At 43.4% G+C, this 16,314-nt stretch carries 14 protein-coding genes and 1 riboswitch; of the genes, 8 read left to right on the top strand and 6 right to left on the bottom strand.

Annotated elements, in window-relative coordinates:
• The first annotated feature begins 331 nt into the window (after positions 1-331).
• The 4 genes from topA to R7P74_RS02950 all read left to right on the top strand — a co-directional run bounded on the left by topA (position 332) and on the right by R7P74_RS02950 (position 7,148).
• Positions 332-2,962 (top strand): type I DNA topoisomerase, encoded by a 2,631-nt coding sequence (gene topA / locus R7P74_RS02965; RefSeq protein ID WP_225473790.1) that lies wholly within the window; start codon positions 332-334, stop codon positions 2,960-2,962.
• 608 nt (positions 2,963-3,570) lie between these two features.
• Positions 3,571-4,788: a glucose-1-phosphate adenylyltransferase gene (glgC, locus tag R7P74_RS02960; protein WP_017634726.1), complete on the top strand. Its 1,218-nt coding sequence runs from the start codon at positions 3,571-3,573 to the stop codon at positions 4,786-4,788.
• Positions 4,778-6,235, top strand: coding sequence for a glycogen synthase GlgA (gene glgA / locus R7P74_RS02955; RefSeq protein WP_033905051.1), 1,458 nt, complete (start codon positions 4,778-4,780; stop codon positions 6,233-6,235). Before glgC ends, glgA begins: the two co-directional genes overlap by 11 nt.
• A 109-nt stretch (positions 6,236-6,344) precedes the next feature.
• On the top strand, positions 6,345-7,148 hold the full coding sequence (locus tag R7P74_RS02950) for an alpha/beta fold hydrolase (protein WP_017820032.1): 804 nt from the start codon (positions 6,345-6,347) through the stop codon (positions 7,146-7,148).
• 31 nt (positions 7,149-7,179) lie between these two features.
• On the opposite strand, the gene R7P74_RS02945 is transcribed toward R7P74_RS02950, so the two are convergent.
• The 5 genes from R7P74_RS02945 to torD all read right to left on the bottom strand — a co-directional run bounded on the left by R7P74_RS02945 (position 7,180) and on the right by torD (position 11,525).
• A complete protein-coding gene (locus R7P74_RS02945) occupies positions 7,180-7,500 on the bottom strand; it encodes a DUF2007 domain-containing protein (RefSeq protein ID WP_017820033.1) in 321 nt (106 codons plus the stop codon).
• A 20-nt stretch (positions 7,501-7,520) separates the two neighbouring features.
• Entirely contained in the window at positions 7,521-8,207 is a 687-nt protein-coding gene (locus R7P74_RS02940; protein WP_225473793.1) for a TVP38/TMEM64 family protein, read from the bottom strand.
• A 114-nt stretch (positions 8,208-8,321) separates the two neighbouring features.
• A complete protein-coding gene (locus R7P74_RS02935; protein ID WP_005378367.1) occupies positions 8,322-8,912 on the bottom strand; it encodes a TfoX/Sxy family DNA transformation protein in 591 nt (196 codons plus the stop codon).
• A 116-nt stretch (positions 8,913-9,028) separates the two neighbouring features.
• A riboswitch (cyclic di-GMP riboswitch) is annotated at positions 9,029-9,118 on the bottom strand.
• A gap of 287 nt (positions 9,119-9,405) precedes the next feature.
• Positions 9,406-10,410, bottom strand: coding sequence for an HTH-type transcriptional repressor PurR (gene purR / locus R7P74_RS02930; protein WP_005378368.1), 1,005 nt, complete (start codon positions 10,408-10,410; stop codon positions 9,406-9,408).
• Positions 10,411-10,877: 467 nt separating this feature from the next.
• Positions 10,878-11,525 carry a molecular chaperone TorD gene (torD, locus tag R7P74_RS02925; protein WP_017820035.1) on the bottom strand — a complete coding sequence of 216 codons (648 nt, stop codon included), beginning with the start codon at positions 11,523-11,525 and terminating at the stop codon, positions 10,878-10,880.
• A 266-nt stretch (positions 11,526-11,791) separates the two neighbouring features.
• Here torD and torR point away from each other — a divergent pair, with 266 nt between their 5' ends.
• A complete protein-coding gene (torR, locus tag R7P74_RS02920) occupies positions 11,792-12,502 on the top strand; it encodes a two-component system response regulator TorR (RefSeq protein WP_005378370.1) in 711 nt (236 codons plus the stop codon).
• A 72-nt stretch (positions 12,503-12,574) separates the two neighbouring features.
• Here torR and elyC read toward each other — a convergent pair whose 3' ends face one another.
• Entirely contained in the window at positions 12,575-13,360 is a 786-nt protein-coding gene (gene elyC / locus R7P74_RS02915; protein WP_005387893.1) for an envelope biogenesis factor ElyC, read from the bottom strand.
• 114 nt (positions 13,361-13,474) lie between these two features.
• Between elyC and cmoM the strand changes: the two genes are divergently transcribed.
• Genes cmoM through mukE form a run of 3 tightly spaced genes read left to right on the top strand, consistent with a single transcriptional unit; the run spans position 13,475 to position 16,312 of the window.
• Entirely contained in the window at positions 13,475-14,266 is a 792-nt protein-coding gene (gene cmoM, locus R7P74_RS02910; RefSeq protein ID WP_225473814.1) for a tRNA uridine 5-oxyacetic acid(34) methyltransferase CmoM, read from the top strand.
• A gap of 2 nt (positions 14,267-14,268) precedes the next feature.
• Positions 14,269-15,606: a chromosome partition protein MukF gene (gene mukF / locus R7P74_RS02905; RefSeq protein WP_017634722.1), complete on the top strand. Its 1,338-nt coding sequence runs from the start codon at positions 14,269-14,271 to the stop codon at positions 15,604-15,606.
• A complete protein-coding gene (mukE, locus tag R7P74_RS02900) occupies positions 15,587-16,312 on the top strand; it encodes a chromosome partition protein MukE (protein ID WP_005378379.1) in 726 nt (241 codons plus the stop codon). The genes mukF and mukE overlap by 20 nt, the downstream gene beginning before the upstream one ends.
• The last annotated feature ends 2 nt before the right edge of the window (positions 16,313-16,314 follow it).

Genomic DNA, 16,314 nt, shown 5'->3' with positions numbered 1-16,314 from the left:
CAATTTTTAGAGTATAAGCATGATGCGGAGGAAGATGGCAGAGCATTGAACCAAACTATTTTGTGATGGGTAACAAAATTTATTGCATTGGATTAGCGGATGCTAAGTTTGCCTGTTTAGATATGCCGCTCAATACCTTTCAGAACCCTGTCTCTTTGAAGTATAAAGACGATGAATTGTCAACCAATCGGATCTGAATTTCAAAAAAGCAGTTGATCTTCTTTTCATCTCGCACAATAGTAAAAAAAGAAGCAATGAAATAGAACATTATGCGGGTGGCCTTTAAACAAGGTTTCTACCCGCATTATTATGAAGGACGTTAGAGTCAGTTATGGGTAAATCACTCGTTATAGTAGAGTCACCAGCCAAGGCAAAGACGATAAATAAGTACCTTGGTAAAGACTTTATTGTTAAGTCTAGTGTTGGTCATGTGCGTGATCTGCCTACGGCCGGTCAAAGCACTGGTGAGAAAAAAGCCGCAGCCATCTCAACTAAAGGGATGAGTCCGGAAGAGAAAGCGCGCGTTAAAAAAGAGAAAGACCGCAAAGCGTTGATCAAAAAGATGGGGATTAACCCATATCATGACTGGGAAGCGAATTACCAAATCCTTCCAGGCAAAGAAAAAGTTGTCAACGAACTACAAAAACTCGCCAAAGACGCAGATTGCGTTTATCTCGCAACCGATTTGGACCGCGAAGGGGAAGCAATCGCATGGCACCTTCGTGAGATCATCGGTGGCGATGAAGAGCGATACAAACGTGTAGTTTTTAACGAAATTACGAAAAACGCGATCCAACAAGCTTTCCAGACACCTGGCGAGCTGAACATGGATGGTGTAAATGCCCAACAAGCACGTCGCTTCATGGACCGTGTCGTTGGTTTTATGGTTTCACCTCTACTTTGGAAAAAAGTGGCTCGTGGCTTATCTGCTGGTCGAGTGCAGTCTGTTGCGGTGAAATTGTTAGTTGAGCGTGAGCGTGAGATTAACGCGTTTGTACCAGAAGAATTCTGGGACATTCATGCGAATACGAAAACGAAAGACAAAGTGGACTTTAAACTGCTTGTTGCTCAGAAAGACGGTTCTGCGTTTAAGCCAGTTAATGAGGCAGAAACCAAAGCAGCGATGTCTGTACTTGAGAATGCAAGTTACGAAGTATGTAAGCGTGAAGACCGCCCTACAAAGAGCAAGCCTTCAGCACCTTACATCACCTCTACGCTTCAACAGGCAGCAAGTACACGTCTGGGCTACGGCGTGAAAAAGACCATGATGCTAGCTCAGCGCCTCTATGAGGCCGGTTACATCACTTATATGCGTACGGACTCGACTAACCTAAGTGCCGAGGCTGTGGACGCTGTACGTGACTTTATTGGTTCTGAGTTTGGTGATAAGTACCTGCCAGCGAAACCATTGACGTACGGTAGCAAAGAAGGGGCACAGGAAGCGCACGAAGCGATCCGCCCTTCAAATGTGGGTGTTAAGGCGGAAGACCTGCAAGGTGTCGATGCTGATGCGCACAAACTTTATGCTTTGATTTGGAATCAGTTTGTAGCGTGTCAAATGACGCCAGCAGAATACGATTCAACAACCATCAGTGTAAAAGCGGCAGAATACACGCTTAAAGCGAAAGGCCGTATCCTTAAATTTGACGGCTGGACTCGTGTACAGCGTCCAATGGGCAAAAACGAGGATACAATCCTTCCTGCGGTACAACTTGGCGATAAGCTAAGCTTAGAGTCACTTGACCCTAAACAGCACTTTACAAAGCCACCTGCGCGCTACACTGAAGCAGCACTGGTTAAAGAGCTAGAGAAACGAGGTATTGGTCGTCCGTCGACTTACGCATCGATCATTTCTACGATTCAAGATCGTGGCTACGTGAAAGTTGATCAGCGCCGTTTCTACGCTGAAAAAATGGGTGAAATTGTTACTGACCGCCTTGATGACAGCTTTAACGATTTGATGAACTACGACTTTACTGCGCGTATGGAACAGAAATTGGACCAAATCGCTGAAGGTGAAGTGAACTGGAAAGCTGTGTTAGACAACTTCTTTGCTGATTTTACTGGCGATCTTGAAAAAGCGGAGCTGGATGAGTCAGAAGGCGGTATGAAGTTAAACCACATCGTCATGACAGATATCGAGTGTCCGACGTGTAGCCGTCCAATGGGCATCCGTACTGCTTCAACAGGTGTGTTCTTAGGCTGTTCAGGTTACGCGTTACCACCAAAAGAGCGTTGTAAGACAACCATCAACTTGGGTGACGAAGAAGGTATTATTAACGTTCTAGAAGAAGACGTTGAAACCGCAGCTCTTCGTGCTAAAAAGCGTTGTCCGATCTGTGAAACAGCGATGGACGCATACCTGATTGATGACAAGCGTAAGATGCATGTTTGTGGTAATAACCCGAACTGTGAAGGCTACCTTGTTGAATACGGCGAGTTCAAAGTAAAAGGCTACGATGGTCCAGTTGTTGAATGTGACAAATGTGGCTCTGATATGGTGCTTAAGAACGGTCGCTTTGGTAAATACATGGATTGTACGAGCGAAACGTGCAAGAACACTCGTAAGATCTTGAAGAATGGCGAAGTCGCGCCCCCGAAAGAAGATCCTGTTCATTTCCCCGAGTTGCCATGTGAAAACTCAGATGCGTATTTCGTACTTCGTGATGGTGCTTCAGGTCTATTTATGGCGGCAAGCAACTTCCCGAAATCGCGCGAGACACGTGCTCCTTTGGTTGCTGAACTGGCACGTTTTGAAGAGCGTTTACCTGAGAAGTTCAAATACCTAGCGACCGCACCGCAAGAAGATCCTGATGGTCGTCCTGCAGTTGTACGCTTTAGTCGCAAAACAAAAGAGAACTACGTTCGTTCGGAAGAGAATGGCAAACCATCTGGTTGGACAGCGCTCTTTGTTGACGGTAAGTGGGAAGTCACTGATAAGCGTAAAAAAGCGAAAGCATAAAAACGTACGATCTAAGTAATGTAAAAAGGCAGCGATATCGCTGCCTTTTTTGCGTTTTGTTTTTGCGTAAAGGCCACTGTGTTGTTCGTATAGATCTTTGCTGCTTTGACTGAGTTTTGCTGACGCGAGAAGATCCCAGTATCAATATTTCGTAGTCGCTGATGTATTTTTTATGTAAAAAATATTCGTTGTAACTTTCATTTTGCATTCACATATTTGTTATACATTGGGCTAAAAAATCGGCGGTGTAGTGAATCCGTTCGTAAATTGTTTTCACAATGTAATCGTTTGCTTTTCCATGTGTGATCTAGATATCGTCTTGAGTACGCAAGAGCTGTATGGTACACAGAATGGCGTATTAAAAATTGTAATTTAGAACCCGCTTAGATAATTTATTACAAAAATTAGTGCAACTGTGTGCATTGTTTGCGTCAAAAAATAAGGAAAGAGTGGACGTTGCATACTGGAAGTGCCGTAGCTTTTTTATCCGTGTTGTAAGAGTTCACAGAAACTCAGAGACGGTTGCTAAATGTATTCGCTTGACTCCCCGAGTATGACTCATTCAAGCGAGTACCAAATCCAAGCTATAACGATATGGAGAACAACAAATGGCTGGTGTTTTGGGAATGATTCTTGCTGGCGGTGAAGGCTCTCGTTTGAGACCTTTAACGGAATCTCGCAGTAAACCTTCGGTACCGTTTGGTGGTAGTTATCGATTGATCGATTTTGCTCTAAACAATTTTGTTAATGCGGATCTGATGCGCATTTACGTCCTAACCCAATTTAAATCTCAATCTTTATTCCATCACTTAAAAAAGGGGTGGAACATCAACGGCATTACAGACCGCTTTATCGATCCTATTCCCGCTCAAATGCGTACTGGTAAACGTTGGTACGAAGGGACGGCGGACGCGATCTATCAAAACCTGCGTTTTATGGAGTTAGAGGAACCAGAGCAAGTTTGTATTTTTGGCTCTGACCATATCTATAAGATGGATATCAAACAAATGCTGAACTTCCACTCAGAAAAGCAGGCTTCTCTGACGGTATCTGCATTGCGCATGCCACTAAAAGAGGCGTCGCAATTTGGGGTTATCGAAGTGGATAGCGAAGGCCGTATGATTGGCTTTGAAGAAAAACCAGCAAATCCGAAGTCGATTCCTGGTGACCCTGATTACGCTTTAGTTTCAATGGGTAACTATGTTTTTGAAGCTCAGGTACTGTTCTCAGAGTTGGTCGAAGATGCGGATAATGAAGCTTCATCACATGATTTTGGAAAGGACATCATTCCAAAGATGTTCCCTAGAGGTGATGTGTTCGTGTATGACTTCAGTACCAACAAAATCAGTGGCGAAAAAGAAGAGGTGTACTGGCGTGATGTCGGAACTATTGATGCGTACTGGCAAGCGCATATGGATCTGCTAGAAAAAGATGCACCATTTTCGCTGTACAACCGTAAATGGCCATTGCATACCTACTACCCACCATTGCCACCTGCGACATTTACCGACTCTGATAATGGTCGTGTGCAGATAATCGATAGTTTAGTGTGTAATGGCAGCTATGTTAGAGGCTCAAGAATCGAAAAGTCGGTGCTTGGTTTTCGCAGTAATATTGCTTCTGCTTGCGATATCAGCGAATGTATACTTCTTGGTGACGTAAAAATTGGCGAAGGATGTGTTTTACGTCGTGTGATTGTCGACAAGGATGCCGATATTGCTCCTGGTACTCAGATTGGTGTGAATCTTCAAGAAGATAAAAAACACTTCCACGTGTCTGAGGAGGGCATTGTTGTTATTCCGAAAGGAGCTCGAGTTGGCTACTAACAACTTATCTATTCTGTTTGTAGCTTCTGAGGTTGAAGGCCTCATTAAAAGTGGTGGCTTGGCAGATGTTGCCAAGGCACTACCGGAAGCCCTTCAAAACCTACAGCAAGACGTAAGAATTACCATCCCTGCGTACAGCAGTATTGATAAACTCGCAGACGCAGAAGTTGTATTAGAAACAGAATTAACATCATGGCCGCATACGGAGTATCGAGTTTTGCGGCTCATGTTAGGTCAAAATCCTGTTTACCTGATTGATTGTCCGCCGTATTTCAATCGACCATCAATGTATGCGGAGAACAACCAAGCGTATACTGATAACGGCGAGCGCTTTGCGTTTTTTAGTGCAGCATGTCTCGATATGTTACCCAAGCTCGCCTTTCAACCTAATATCATACACGCGAACGATTGGCACACAGGTCTTGTTCCATTTTTGCTCAAGCACAGGTATGGCAATGATCCGTTTTTTGCTCATACTAAAAGCGTCATTTCAATTCACAATGCGGTCTTTAAAGGCGTATTTAGTTATGAAGATGTGCAGTGTTTGCCAGAGTTTCATTGTAGAAACGTTCCCGATGCTGCGGTGAGTGCAACGCATATTACGATGCTTAAAGCTGGTGTAATGAATGCAGATAAGATAAACGCGGTTAGCCCTACGTACGCAGAGGAACTCAAAACAGAGCTTGGCAGTCATGGAATGGCTTGGGAGTTTCAGCAACGCGCGCAGGACTTAGTTGGTATTTTGAACGGTTGTGATTACAGTGCTTGGAACCCGGAAACGGATACTTACTTGCCAGTTAATTACTGCGCCGACCAGCAAAGTATGTCGCAAGGGAAGAAAGCTTGTAAAAAAGCATTACAACAACGACTAAATTTGCCCGAAAAAAATGTAGCTATGTTCGGTATGGTTTGTCGATTGACCCAGCAGAAAGGCGTTCATTACTTGTTGCCTGCTTTGGCCGATTTTTTGAAGCACGATGTTCAGCTAGTTGTCGTTGGGACCGGAGACCCTATTCTTGCCGCTCAGCTACGAGAGGTTGCCGCGCAGTTTTCTAGCAAATTTGCCTTTGTAGAAGCGTATGACAATGAACTTGCGCATATCGTTGAAGCTGGTTCTGATTTCTTCTTGATGCCTTCTGAGTTTGAACCATGTGGCTTAAACCAAATCTATAGTATGGCTTATGGGACATTACCGATAGTACGCGGTGTTGGTGGCTTAAAGGACAGCGTTAGCGATTATGATGTAAACCCATCTGAAGCAACGGGGTTTGTTTTTTTCGAACCGACACCGCAGGCATTGTTGTTAACGATGCTAAGGGCACTGTTGCTCTACGCTCAAAACGAGCCTGAAGTGAATAAAGTACAGTTGCACGCGATGCAACAAGACTTTTGTTGGCAAAAGGCCGCAGAATCTTATTTGCAGCTTTACCACTCAGCGTTAGTTTGACTTAAAATTGTAACGAAAGGCACCGAATGAGGTGCCTTTATTATCTTGAGTAAGGGGAGTGTGGTAGGATGGCTTTTTACTCAATAGCACGATCTTTTTGATACTCAATATGACCCAGCCGCTACTTTTTCATAAAACCTATTTGCACCCTACTAGTAATGAGTGGGTTGTATTTGTGCACGGTGCTGGTGGTAGCTCTTCTATCTGGTTCAAGCAAATTAAAGCTTACAAGCAACACTTTAACTTATTGCTGATCGATTTAAGAGGTCATGGAAAGTCAAATCAGTTACTTAAAGAGCTCATTGCTAGCCGTTATACCTTTACGGAAGTTACCCAAGATATTTTGAAAGTATTGGACCATTTAAAGATCCAATCCGCTCATTTTGTCGGTATGTCGCTTGGTACTATTATTGTTCGAAACCTTGCTGAATTGTCATCAGAGCGCGTACGTTCGATGGTGCTCGGCGGTGCTGTCACAAGGCTTAACACTCGTTCTCAGATATTGGTGAAATTAGGTAATTTTTGTAAGCATATCCTACCGTACATGTGGCTCTACAAACTGTTCGCTTATATTGTTATGCCTCAAAGAAGCCAACGAGAATCTCGCCACCTTTTTATTCGCGAAGCCAAGAAGCTTTGCCAAAAAGAATTTAAACGTTGGTTTATTCTTGCTGCTGATGTAAATCCGTTAATGAAATATTTTAAAGATCGAGAGTTACCCATTCCGACTCTTTACTTAATGGGCGACAGGGATTACATGTTTATTAAACCTGTCAAAGAAATGGTTGCAGCACATAAGCTCAGCATTCTACGAGAAATCCCGAATTGTGGTCATGTATGCAATGTAGAGCGTCCAGAAGACTTCAATCAACACTCCATCGAGTTTATTAAACAGCAAGCTGTATGTGCTTAAAACTGAGTGTATCCACTGAATAGGAGAGCCGCTATAGCTCTCCTAGTTGATATCCACATTGCCAACATGCACCAAATTGCCCTTCGTTTATTTCATGACATTTTGGGCATTGCCAATCTTGATACTCATGCCTATCGGATTGTTTTCGATATGCTTTTACTATTTCTTCAGCTTTCATCTTTTGTGCAGTGTCAAAAAGCCACACATAAGGATCGGTATCATCACCAAACGGCAGTTCTCCTTTTAAGCCGAAAATACCTTCTCCACGAACTTCACAGTAAATTTGTTCCACTTTAAGCAGCTCACATACAATGTGTGCTTCTGCTGGGTTTTTAGCGATAAATATTTTCATCAAAATACCCACTTCACCAATTACGAGTTTTGCTGACTTGGTGTCGGCCTTACTTTATCCATAACCCATTTAGTGATGATTGGAAATAGTCCCAATAGCGCAAAAGACGCTAATACTGCGGGTGAAACAATGCCCGATAGGCTTTCAATTGTTGCTAATTGAGTACCTGCATTCAGATATACGGCTGTGCCTGGCAGCATACCTATTTGGCTAGTGAGATAAAATCTACCTACAGACATCGGCGTTAAGCCCATCAGTAAGTTGATTAGAAAGAAAGGGAATACAGGGATTAGACGCAAGGAAAATAGATAAAAAGCTCCGTCTTTTTCGACACCTTGATTAATTGCGTTGAGTTTATTTCCGAATTTGTTTTGTACCCAGTCACGCAATAAGTATCGGCTGCTCAAGAAGGCCAGTGTTGCCCCCATAGTGCTAGCGAAAGAAACCAGTAGCAAGCTTGTCCAAAAACCAAATAAGGCTGCACCAAGTAAGGTGACTACTGCCGCTCCTGGGATAGAAAAAGCGGTAATTGCAATGTAGGTAAAAAAGTAAATCGCAGCCGAGAATACAAAATTCTGATCGATGTATGTAGTTAGTGCTTCTTGTTGGGCTTTTGCATTCTCTAAGGTTAAATACTGGCCAAAGTTAATACCTAAAAAGACGATAGCCGCTAGTAGGATGAGACCTAATATCAGTTTCTTATTCATAATTTTGATTCCAATTTGGGATATATGTAATAAGACAGTAGGAAAACCGAAAAAATTTCACAAAAAAACCGCAGATTAGACTGCGGTTTTACAAGATAGTTTTTAGGCCGACTTTTATTGGAGGCCGTTCATCAACTCATCTCGGCGAGCTTGAGGTACCACACTCCAATGAGTGCCGTTGATAGCACCTTCTAGTGCCCATAGCAACTCAATGTTGACGGTTGCAGAGTGCGTATCTCTTATCGCTTTATAGGCGTTAAGCGCACCTTCCTCTTCAAGCTTCTCTACGGATTCGATGCCGGCTTTTTTTAGCATGCGCTCGGTAGCCAGTCGTAAGTTAGGCAAATCTTTCAAACGGTTAGGCTTTGTACTTGCTTGCTGTTCTTTCTCAAGCTTTGCCTTTTTCAATGATTGATTCGCTACTTCGATTAAGCGTTCGCTTGATTCCCATAAATCGCTGGAAATAGCGTAGTACTTTGTAACGACTGGAAAGCCACGTTTTTTATAAACGTAAGGCTTTAGCCCTTGTTTCTCGAAGTCAGATGAAGTTTTTTGGTCTGCTCTGATATGAAGCTGATTGTTTACCACTAGTGCAAACATTGTTTCATCAGCGAATAGTCCGAAGCCACCAAACATTGAGCGCGACTTGATATTACCAAGTGCCTCAAATAGCTTCATAGAGTCTTTGAGTATCGGTTTATCCATGTTTTGTTATCTCGGTGTAATTAATATTACGCCACCAAAAGTCAGGTCCGAGAGAGTAGCAAACATGCGTAAAAACAATGTCATTACAGAGTAAAGTCATTGCTTACACACTTGCCATCGGTAACCCCGCTACCTTCCATATCGTAATATGGTTCAGGCCGGAGGCTTTGCGTCCCACTCTTTCGAATGGTTTGCCCTGTGCGTGACACAATGAGCATACTTCTTATATTGAATTAACATCACGGTTTAGCGTTAAAAGTGTGATTTCGGTTCAATAAAAATGATAGATTGAATGCTCTATTTTGCATATGGAAAGGTGCAAATTGGCCTTTGAAAAGGAGTTCTTAATATATATTACATTTATATAAAACAGGGAGTTAACGTTAGTCAATTGTTATTAGAGTGGTGTGAAGTATTAGAGAATGCTTAATTTTTCCAAAAAAATAAGCGCCCCTGTAGAGCGCTTATTTAACCGTGTTAAATACAGTGAAATTTAGTTCATTTTTTTCACAGTATTTCGAATTACAAGCTCAGGTTGCATTTCGAAAATTCGTTTTTCGTGTTCTTTATCTTTGATACGCTCAAGTAGAATTTCGAATGCATTTTTACCAACACGACGTTTAGGTTGGTGGATAGTCGTTAGCGGTGGAGAGAAGTATTCTGCAAGCTCGATGTTGTCGTAGCCGATCACTGAAATATCTTCAGGAATTTTGATCCCGTTTTGTTGCAAGCGGCTCATTAGGCCGAGAGCCATTGTGTCGTTAAAACAGAATACCGCCGTCGGGCGCTTGTCCATTGCGGTAATTTTATCTGCAACTAATACGGCCGTATCACATTCAAAGTTACCTTCAAGGATCCAGTCTTCATTTACAGCTAGGTTCGCTTCGCTCATTGCGCGACGGAAACCTGCAATGCGCTCTTGGCAAGCAAGCTTTTCAAAATGACCGCTTAGACAAGCGATATCCGTATGACCATTGTCAATCAGATGTTTGGTCGCAATGTAGCCACCTTCTTCTGAGTTATCCATGATTTTGTCTGCTTGCGAGCTCTCTGGGCCCCAATCCATGACCACTTTAGGAATGTCCGCATGACGGTCAAGCATCTCTTTTAGTTCTTCGGTTAAGTCAGAACACATCACTAGGATGCCATCAACGCGCTTTTCAGCCAGCATACGAATGTAATCGCGTTGTTTTTCGTAAATCCCGCCTGTGTTACATAAAATCAGAGTATAGCCTTGGCGGTAACAGTAGCTCTCAACGCCATCAATCACTTCTGAGAAAAATAGGTTAGTTGATTGAGTTACTAACATGCCAATCGTACGAGTTGAGTTGCATTTTAGGCTGCGTGCAACGGCACTTGGCGCGTAATTCAGCTCGTCAACGGCTTTCATTACTTTTTCTTGCGTTGCTTCTGCAACGAAACGCGTTTTATTGATAACGTGCGAAACTGTCGTAGTGGAAACGCCGGCTAAGCGAGCAACGTCTTTTATCGTGGCCATAAATGGTGTCCTGTATCGAGCTACTGAAATATGTCGTATTGGATGTACCTGATGCTCTAATGGTTTCACACCTAGCAATATAAAATTGGCGCTAAGTGTCTCGGCAGCGGTTGATCCAAGTGCGACAAAAGGGTGCGTAGCAGCATCGGTCGATGAATTTTATCTTTTTTCTATCTGATGAGAAATTGCCATCAACCTGTTAAGAAAACACAAAAACCGCTATATTTCAGCGGTTTACATATAAATCATATTTAATCGTTTGCGCTCACATTTTAGCCCTATGTGGACTGACTAGCAATGTTTTCAGCACGAGATTTGTGTATTTGAAGTCACATTTTGACTGCTAAATAACCAAGCGTCTTTGCGCTAAGTTAAGGCAAACGAATATTATACCCAAGTTACTTACAATTGGTCACTTTCGGCATACAGGAAGCCCGATAGGCAGGCTCCCTAAAAATAGGCGGCAATTATTCACCAAGAAGGTAGGCGCTGTCTAGTTTACAAAATGCAACTAATAGTTTCGCGACACTCGAGTAAAATCCAAATTCGTCGAATTGTTTACATTTGTCTGAAAACTGAGGTAACCAAGACATCAATTGTTGCTGGATAAAGTCGTTTTGTTTAACGAAGGCTTCTTCCATGTGTTTTTCTTGTTCAAGCTCGTTTGAGCGGATAATCATGTTCCCGAGAAAGTCGAGCTCAACGGCTAAGTGATCCGCAGGTTCCTTTAGGTTTTCGTCTACTTGAACGCCAAATTCAGCCATCAACTTTTCCATTTCCTCAGCTGGCTTGTCATTCAGTAAACCTGATTCACCAATGTACATGGATGCGTAAGGAAGAGCGCCGTATTTTTCTGTCTTCAAAAACAGTTCACAAAAGTCAGCTGCAAGCTCTAGTTGTGCATCTTCACGATCTTGTAACCGATTCAGCGCATCAACTAGGCTATCAACGGCTGGTTTCAGCGACTCATTTTCACCTAAGCCTGCGAGAAAACTGCGAATTTCAACACTGTGATAGGCTTCCAATTCTTTCTCTGTTAGTTCTTTTGCGAACAAGCTCGAAAACCACCAGTAAATTTCAGCGCGTTTTTCATTAAAAGCTTTCACTTCTTGCATTTTGGGCTCCTGAATGATGCTTCAAGTCATGCATCACAAAGTCAATTAGGGATATCCCCTAAGTGTAATCAATTAAAATGAATAGCAGTAACTATAATTGTTATGTTTTATGGTCAAAAATGACCGTTTATTAATAGCAGTGGGTAAGCTTGTTTTGAATCAATAAAAACGCTAAATCTTGCGTTTTAATGTATCTATGACTAGAAATGTTACTAGTTATGAATAGAATACGTCTTGGATAATAAGAAGACAGAAAAGTGGTGTAAATGAGCTATCACGTATTAGTCGTAGAAGATGATGTTGTAACTCGTAGTAAGCTTGCGGGATATTTCCAAAATGAGGGCTACCAAGTCAGCGAAGCAGAGAGTGGCGCGGAAATGCGTGAAGTTTTGCAAGCGGGCGATGTAGACCTGATCATGCTGGATATTAACCTGCCTGGTGAAGACGGCCTGATGCTTACTCGTGAGTTACGTAGCCAATCGGATATTGGTATCATATTAGTAACAGGACGCACGGATAGCATTGATAAAATCGTAGGCCTAGAAATGGGTGCTGACGATTATGTGACAAAACCTTTTGAACTGAGAGAGCTGTTAGTTCGCGTTAAAAACTTGCTGTGGCGTATTTCAGCAGCGCGCAGTGGCAGCTCGAAAGCGAATGAAACCAGTGAAGAGCACATTGTGCGCTTTGGGGAGTGGACATTCGACATTCAACGTCGCGCACTTAGCCGCAACGGTGAGCCAGTAAAACTAACTAAAGCAGAGTATGAACTTTTGGTGGCATTATCGTCTTACCCTAACCAGGTGTTAAGTCGTGAGCGTATTTTGAACATGATCAGCCATCGAGTGGATGCGCCGAATGACCGCACCATTGATGTTCTTATTCGACGTATGCGCGCAAAAATGGAGTTCGATCCTAAGAACCCACAGATTTTTGTAACGGTACACGGCGAGGGCTATATGTTTGCTGGTGACTAGTTTGAACATAACTCAATCGTAAAAAGAAAAAGGAGAGCTTCGGCTCTCCTTTTTTGTGGCTTCAAGATAATACTAGTTTGCTTCAACCATTGGTGTTTGGCCGACAGTATCACGCAACCTTTGCCAAATACTGCCCAAGTACTCATGCCAATAAAGCTCTGTTTGTTCTAAGTAACGCGCTTTAGGTGAGTATTTATCCCAAGGTTGACTGATTTCGCTAATAGCTAAGAAGTTGGTCGGAGCTGGGATTGGTTTAATGCCTGCTGCGTTGAACTCATACAATGCACGGCTCATGTGGCTTGCAGAGGTGACTAACACAATCTCCTTTTGCTGAACGAATGCAGCCGCTTGACGTGCCTCTTCCCACGTATCCTTTGCATCCTCTAATAAAATGATATCGGATTTTGCTACACCTAAGGCTAGGGCAACGTTCGCCATCATTCTCGCGTGGCTAATTTCAGATCCGCCAGCATAGCCGGATAAGATTAATTTCGCGCCTGGATACATTCTTAAAATACGAATGCCCTCAGTTAAGCGCATTAATGCTGCACGGCTTAACTGCGAGGTGGGTGGAATTTCGTCATCGATAACATGACCATTCCCTAAAACCATCACGTAGTCGATGGTGCCAGAAACTGGCAAAAAGGCTTTATGCTCTCGCTCTAACGGCATAAGAAGCTTGGTTGAAACAGGTTGGAAGGCAACAAGAAAAATGCCAACAAAAGAGAATAGAACAACGAAGCAGCCAGTTTTACGTTTTGTAGTAAAACTAATGAGAGCAAGACCCAACAAGCCTATCAGCAGCAATGCCGGAAGGGGCATAAGCATGGCTGACACTACTTTTTTCAGCTCAAACATACATAAATAGTCCGAAAAAACATCAATTGATAATAAAAATGAGGGTATCCCTCTTTATTCCTGCTTTCCTTGTGCCAGAATAGCGGCACAATCCGTTATGATAACTCAGCAGAAGTGACAGAAGACCGCAATTTCGACGATATCGCCCACAAATTTGCAAAAAATATTTACGGCTCCGATAAAGGGGAGATCCGCCAAATCATTGTGTGGGAAGATTTTCTACAGATTCTAAGTGAATTAGATGCTGACCAGCAACCCCTAGAAGTGTTAGACGCTGGTGGTGGTTTGGCACAAATGTCGCAAAAGCTTGCTAAGCTCGGACATCGAATCGCTTTATGTGATCTATCTTCGGAAATGCTGCAGTTGGCTAAGCAGGATATTGAAAAAAACGGTTTGCTTGAGCAGTATCGCCTGATTCATTCGCCTGTCCAATCCATCGGTGAACATATGGATGGACGGGTCGATCTGGCTATGTTCCACGCTGTGATGGAGTGGCTGGTTGATCCTAAGGCCGCACTTGAAACAGTTCTAGAACAAGTAAAACCGGGAGGCATCGCATCAGTCATGTTCTACAACCACCACGGTTTAGTCTATAAAAACGTGGTTTGTGGCAACATTCCTCATATATTAGACGGCATGCCTCACCGAAAAAGATTTAAACTACAGCCGCAAAAAGGCTTAAAACCTGAAGAAGTCTACCAGTGGATAGAAAATTCAGGTTTTAATATTTGTGGCAAATCTGGTATTCGCTCATTTAGTGATTACATAGGCAATATGGAATACATGGGTGATTACGAGTTTGAAGATGTGTTGGCGCTAGAAAAACAACTTTGTCGACAAGAGCCATACCTCTCATTAGGCCGCTACATTCATGTGTGGGCTAAAAAGAACGATAAACAGGAATAACAATGAGTGAGATGACTCTCAATGCTGCAGAGCAACCAATCGATGAGCTGGTTGGCTGGGTTAAGCAGCACGATTTCTCGTTGAACCTGACCACAGAGCGATTGGCATTTTTGATAGCCATTGCCGTACTGAGTAATGAAAGGTTCGATGAAGAACTGGGTGAAGGTGAACTGCATGATGCATTTGCCATCGTCACTCGACTATTTGATGAGACCGGCGAAGCCTCCGCTTTTCGTGCGAACAATGCGATCAACGAGATGGTTAAGCAGCGTCTTATGAGCCGTTTTGTCAGTGAGATTACTGACGGAGCGAGCATTTACCGCTTGTCGCCATTAGCGATAGGAATAACCGACTACTACGTGCGTCATCGTGAGTTCTCAAAACTGCGTCTATCTATCCAGCTATCCATGGTAGCGGATGAAATGGCGAAAGCGATTGAGGCAGCACAAAAAGGTGGCACACCGGGTCACTGGAAGAAAAACGTATACGGTGTTTTAAAATATTCTGTAGGCGAAATTTTCGATCAAATTGACCTCAACCAACGTGTTATGGATGAGCAGCAACAGTCAGTGAAACAACAGATTGCTGACCTGCTTAACAAGGACTGGCGCGAAGCGATCAACAACTGTGAAGCACTTCTGTCAGAAACATCAAGCACGTTGCGTGAACTTCAAGATACGCTGCAAGCCGCCAGTGATGAACTGCAAACTCAGATCCTCGATATTCAAGAAATTGTTTACGGTGACCCTGAGCTGGAGTTTATCGAAGAAGCCTTGTTTGGTCTGCAAATGAAGCTGGACCGAATCACAAGCTGGGGCCAGCAAGCGATCGACCTTTGGATTGGTTATGACCGACACGTGCACAAGTTTATTCGTACTGCAATCGATATGGATAAGAACCGTGCGTTTAGCTCGCGTCTGCGTCAATCCGTCAAAGATTACTTCGATGCGCCTTGGTATCTGACTTATGCAGATGCGGAGAGGCTTTCTGACCTTCGTGATGAGGCCCTAGTACTGCGTGATGACGAGGTCACGGGTCAAGTTCCGATGGAAGTAGAATACGAAGAGTTTCAACAAGTCAATGATGAGCTGTCTGAACGAATTGGTGACATGCTAAAAGCGCATAAAGATCAAGGCACACCAATCGATTTGAGTGTGGTACTGCGAGATTACCTTGCACAGCACCCTTACACTCATCATTTTGATTTAGCTCGCATTATCGTCGATCAAGCTGTACGTCTAGGGTATTCAGAATCGGATTACCAAGCGATTCAACCAGACTGGAAAGCAATCAACGAATTTGGGGCAAAGGTACAAGCGAATGTCATCGACCGATACTAATGAATACATGTCAGAGAATCTGGCAAAAGCAATTTCTAACCCTCTGTTCCCAGCGCTAGACAGCATGCTTCGAGCAGGGCGTCATATCTCAAGTGAAGATCTAGACAACCACGCGTTGCTGTCGGATTTCGAACTTGAGCTTTCTTCTTTCTACCAACGCTACAACACCGAATTGGTGAAAGCGCCAGAAGGTTTCTTCTATCTTCGTCCTCGTTCAACGTCTCTGATTGGCCGTAGTGTTCTTTCTGAACTGGATATGCTGGTGGGTAAGGTACTGTGTTTCCTTTATCTAAGCCCAGAGCGTCTTGCGCACGAAGGCATCTTCACTAACCAAGAGCTGTACGACGAACTGCTTGCTCTAGCAGATGAAAACAAGCTGATGAAGCTAGTGACGAACCGTGCGACTGGTTCTGACCTCGATAAAGAAAAGCTGTTTGAAAAAGTACGTACGTCACTTCGTCGTCTGCGTCGCCTAGGCATGATCATCAACATCGGTGAAACCGGTAAATTCAGCATCAGTGAAGCGGTATTCCGCTTTGGTGCCGATGTACGTATTGGCGATGACATGCGTGAAGCGCAGCTGCGTCTGATCCGTGATGGTGAAGCAGTAGTGCACACCAAAGAGCCAAGCCAAGGCAGCTTATTGTCTGAAGAAGATCAAGACGATCAAGCCCAAGAAGAAACAACAGAAGAGGGTGAAGCATGAGC

The sequence above is a fragment of the Vibrio sp. 2033 genome, assembly GCF_033339735.1.
Note: the sequence above shows the minus strand (reverse complement) of the source record. Positions and strands in the feature narration are given on the sequence as shown.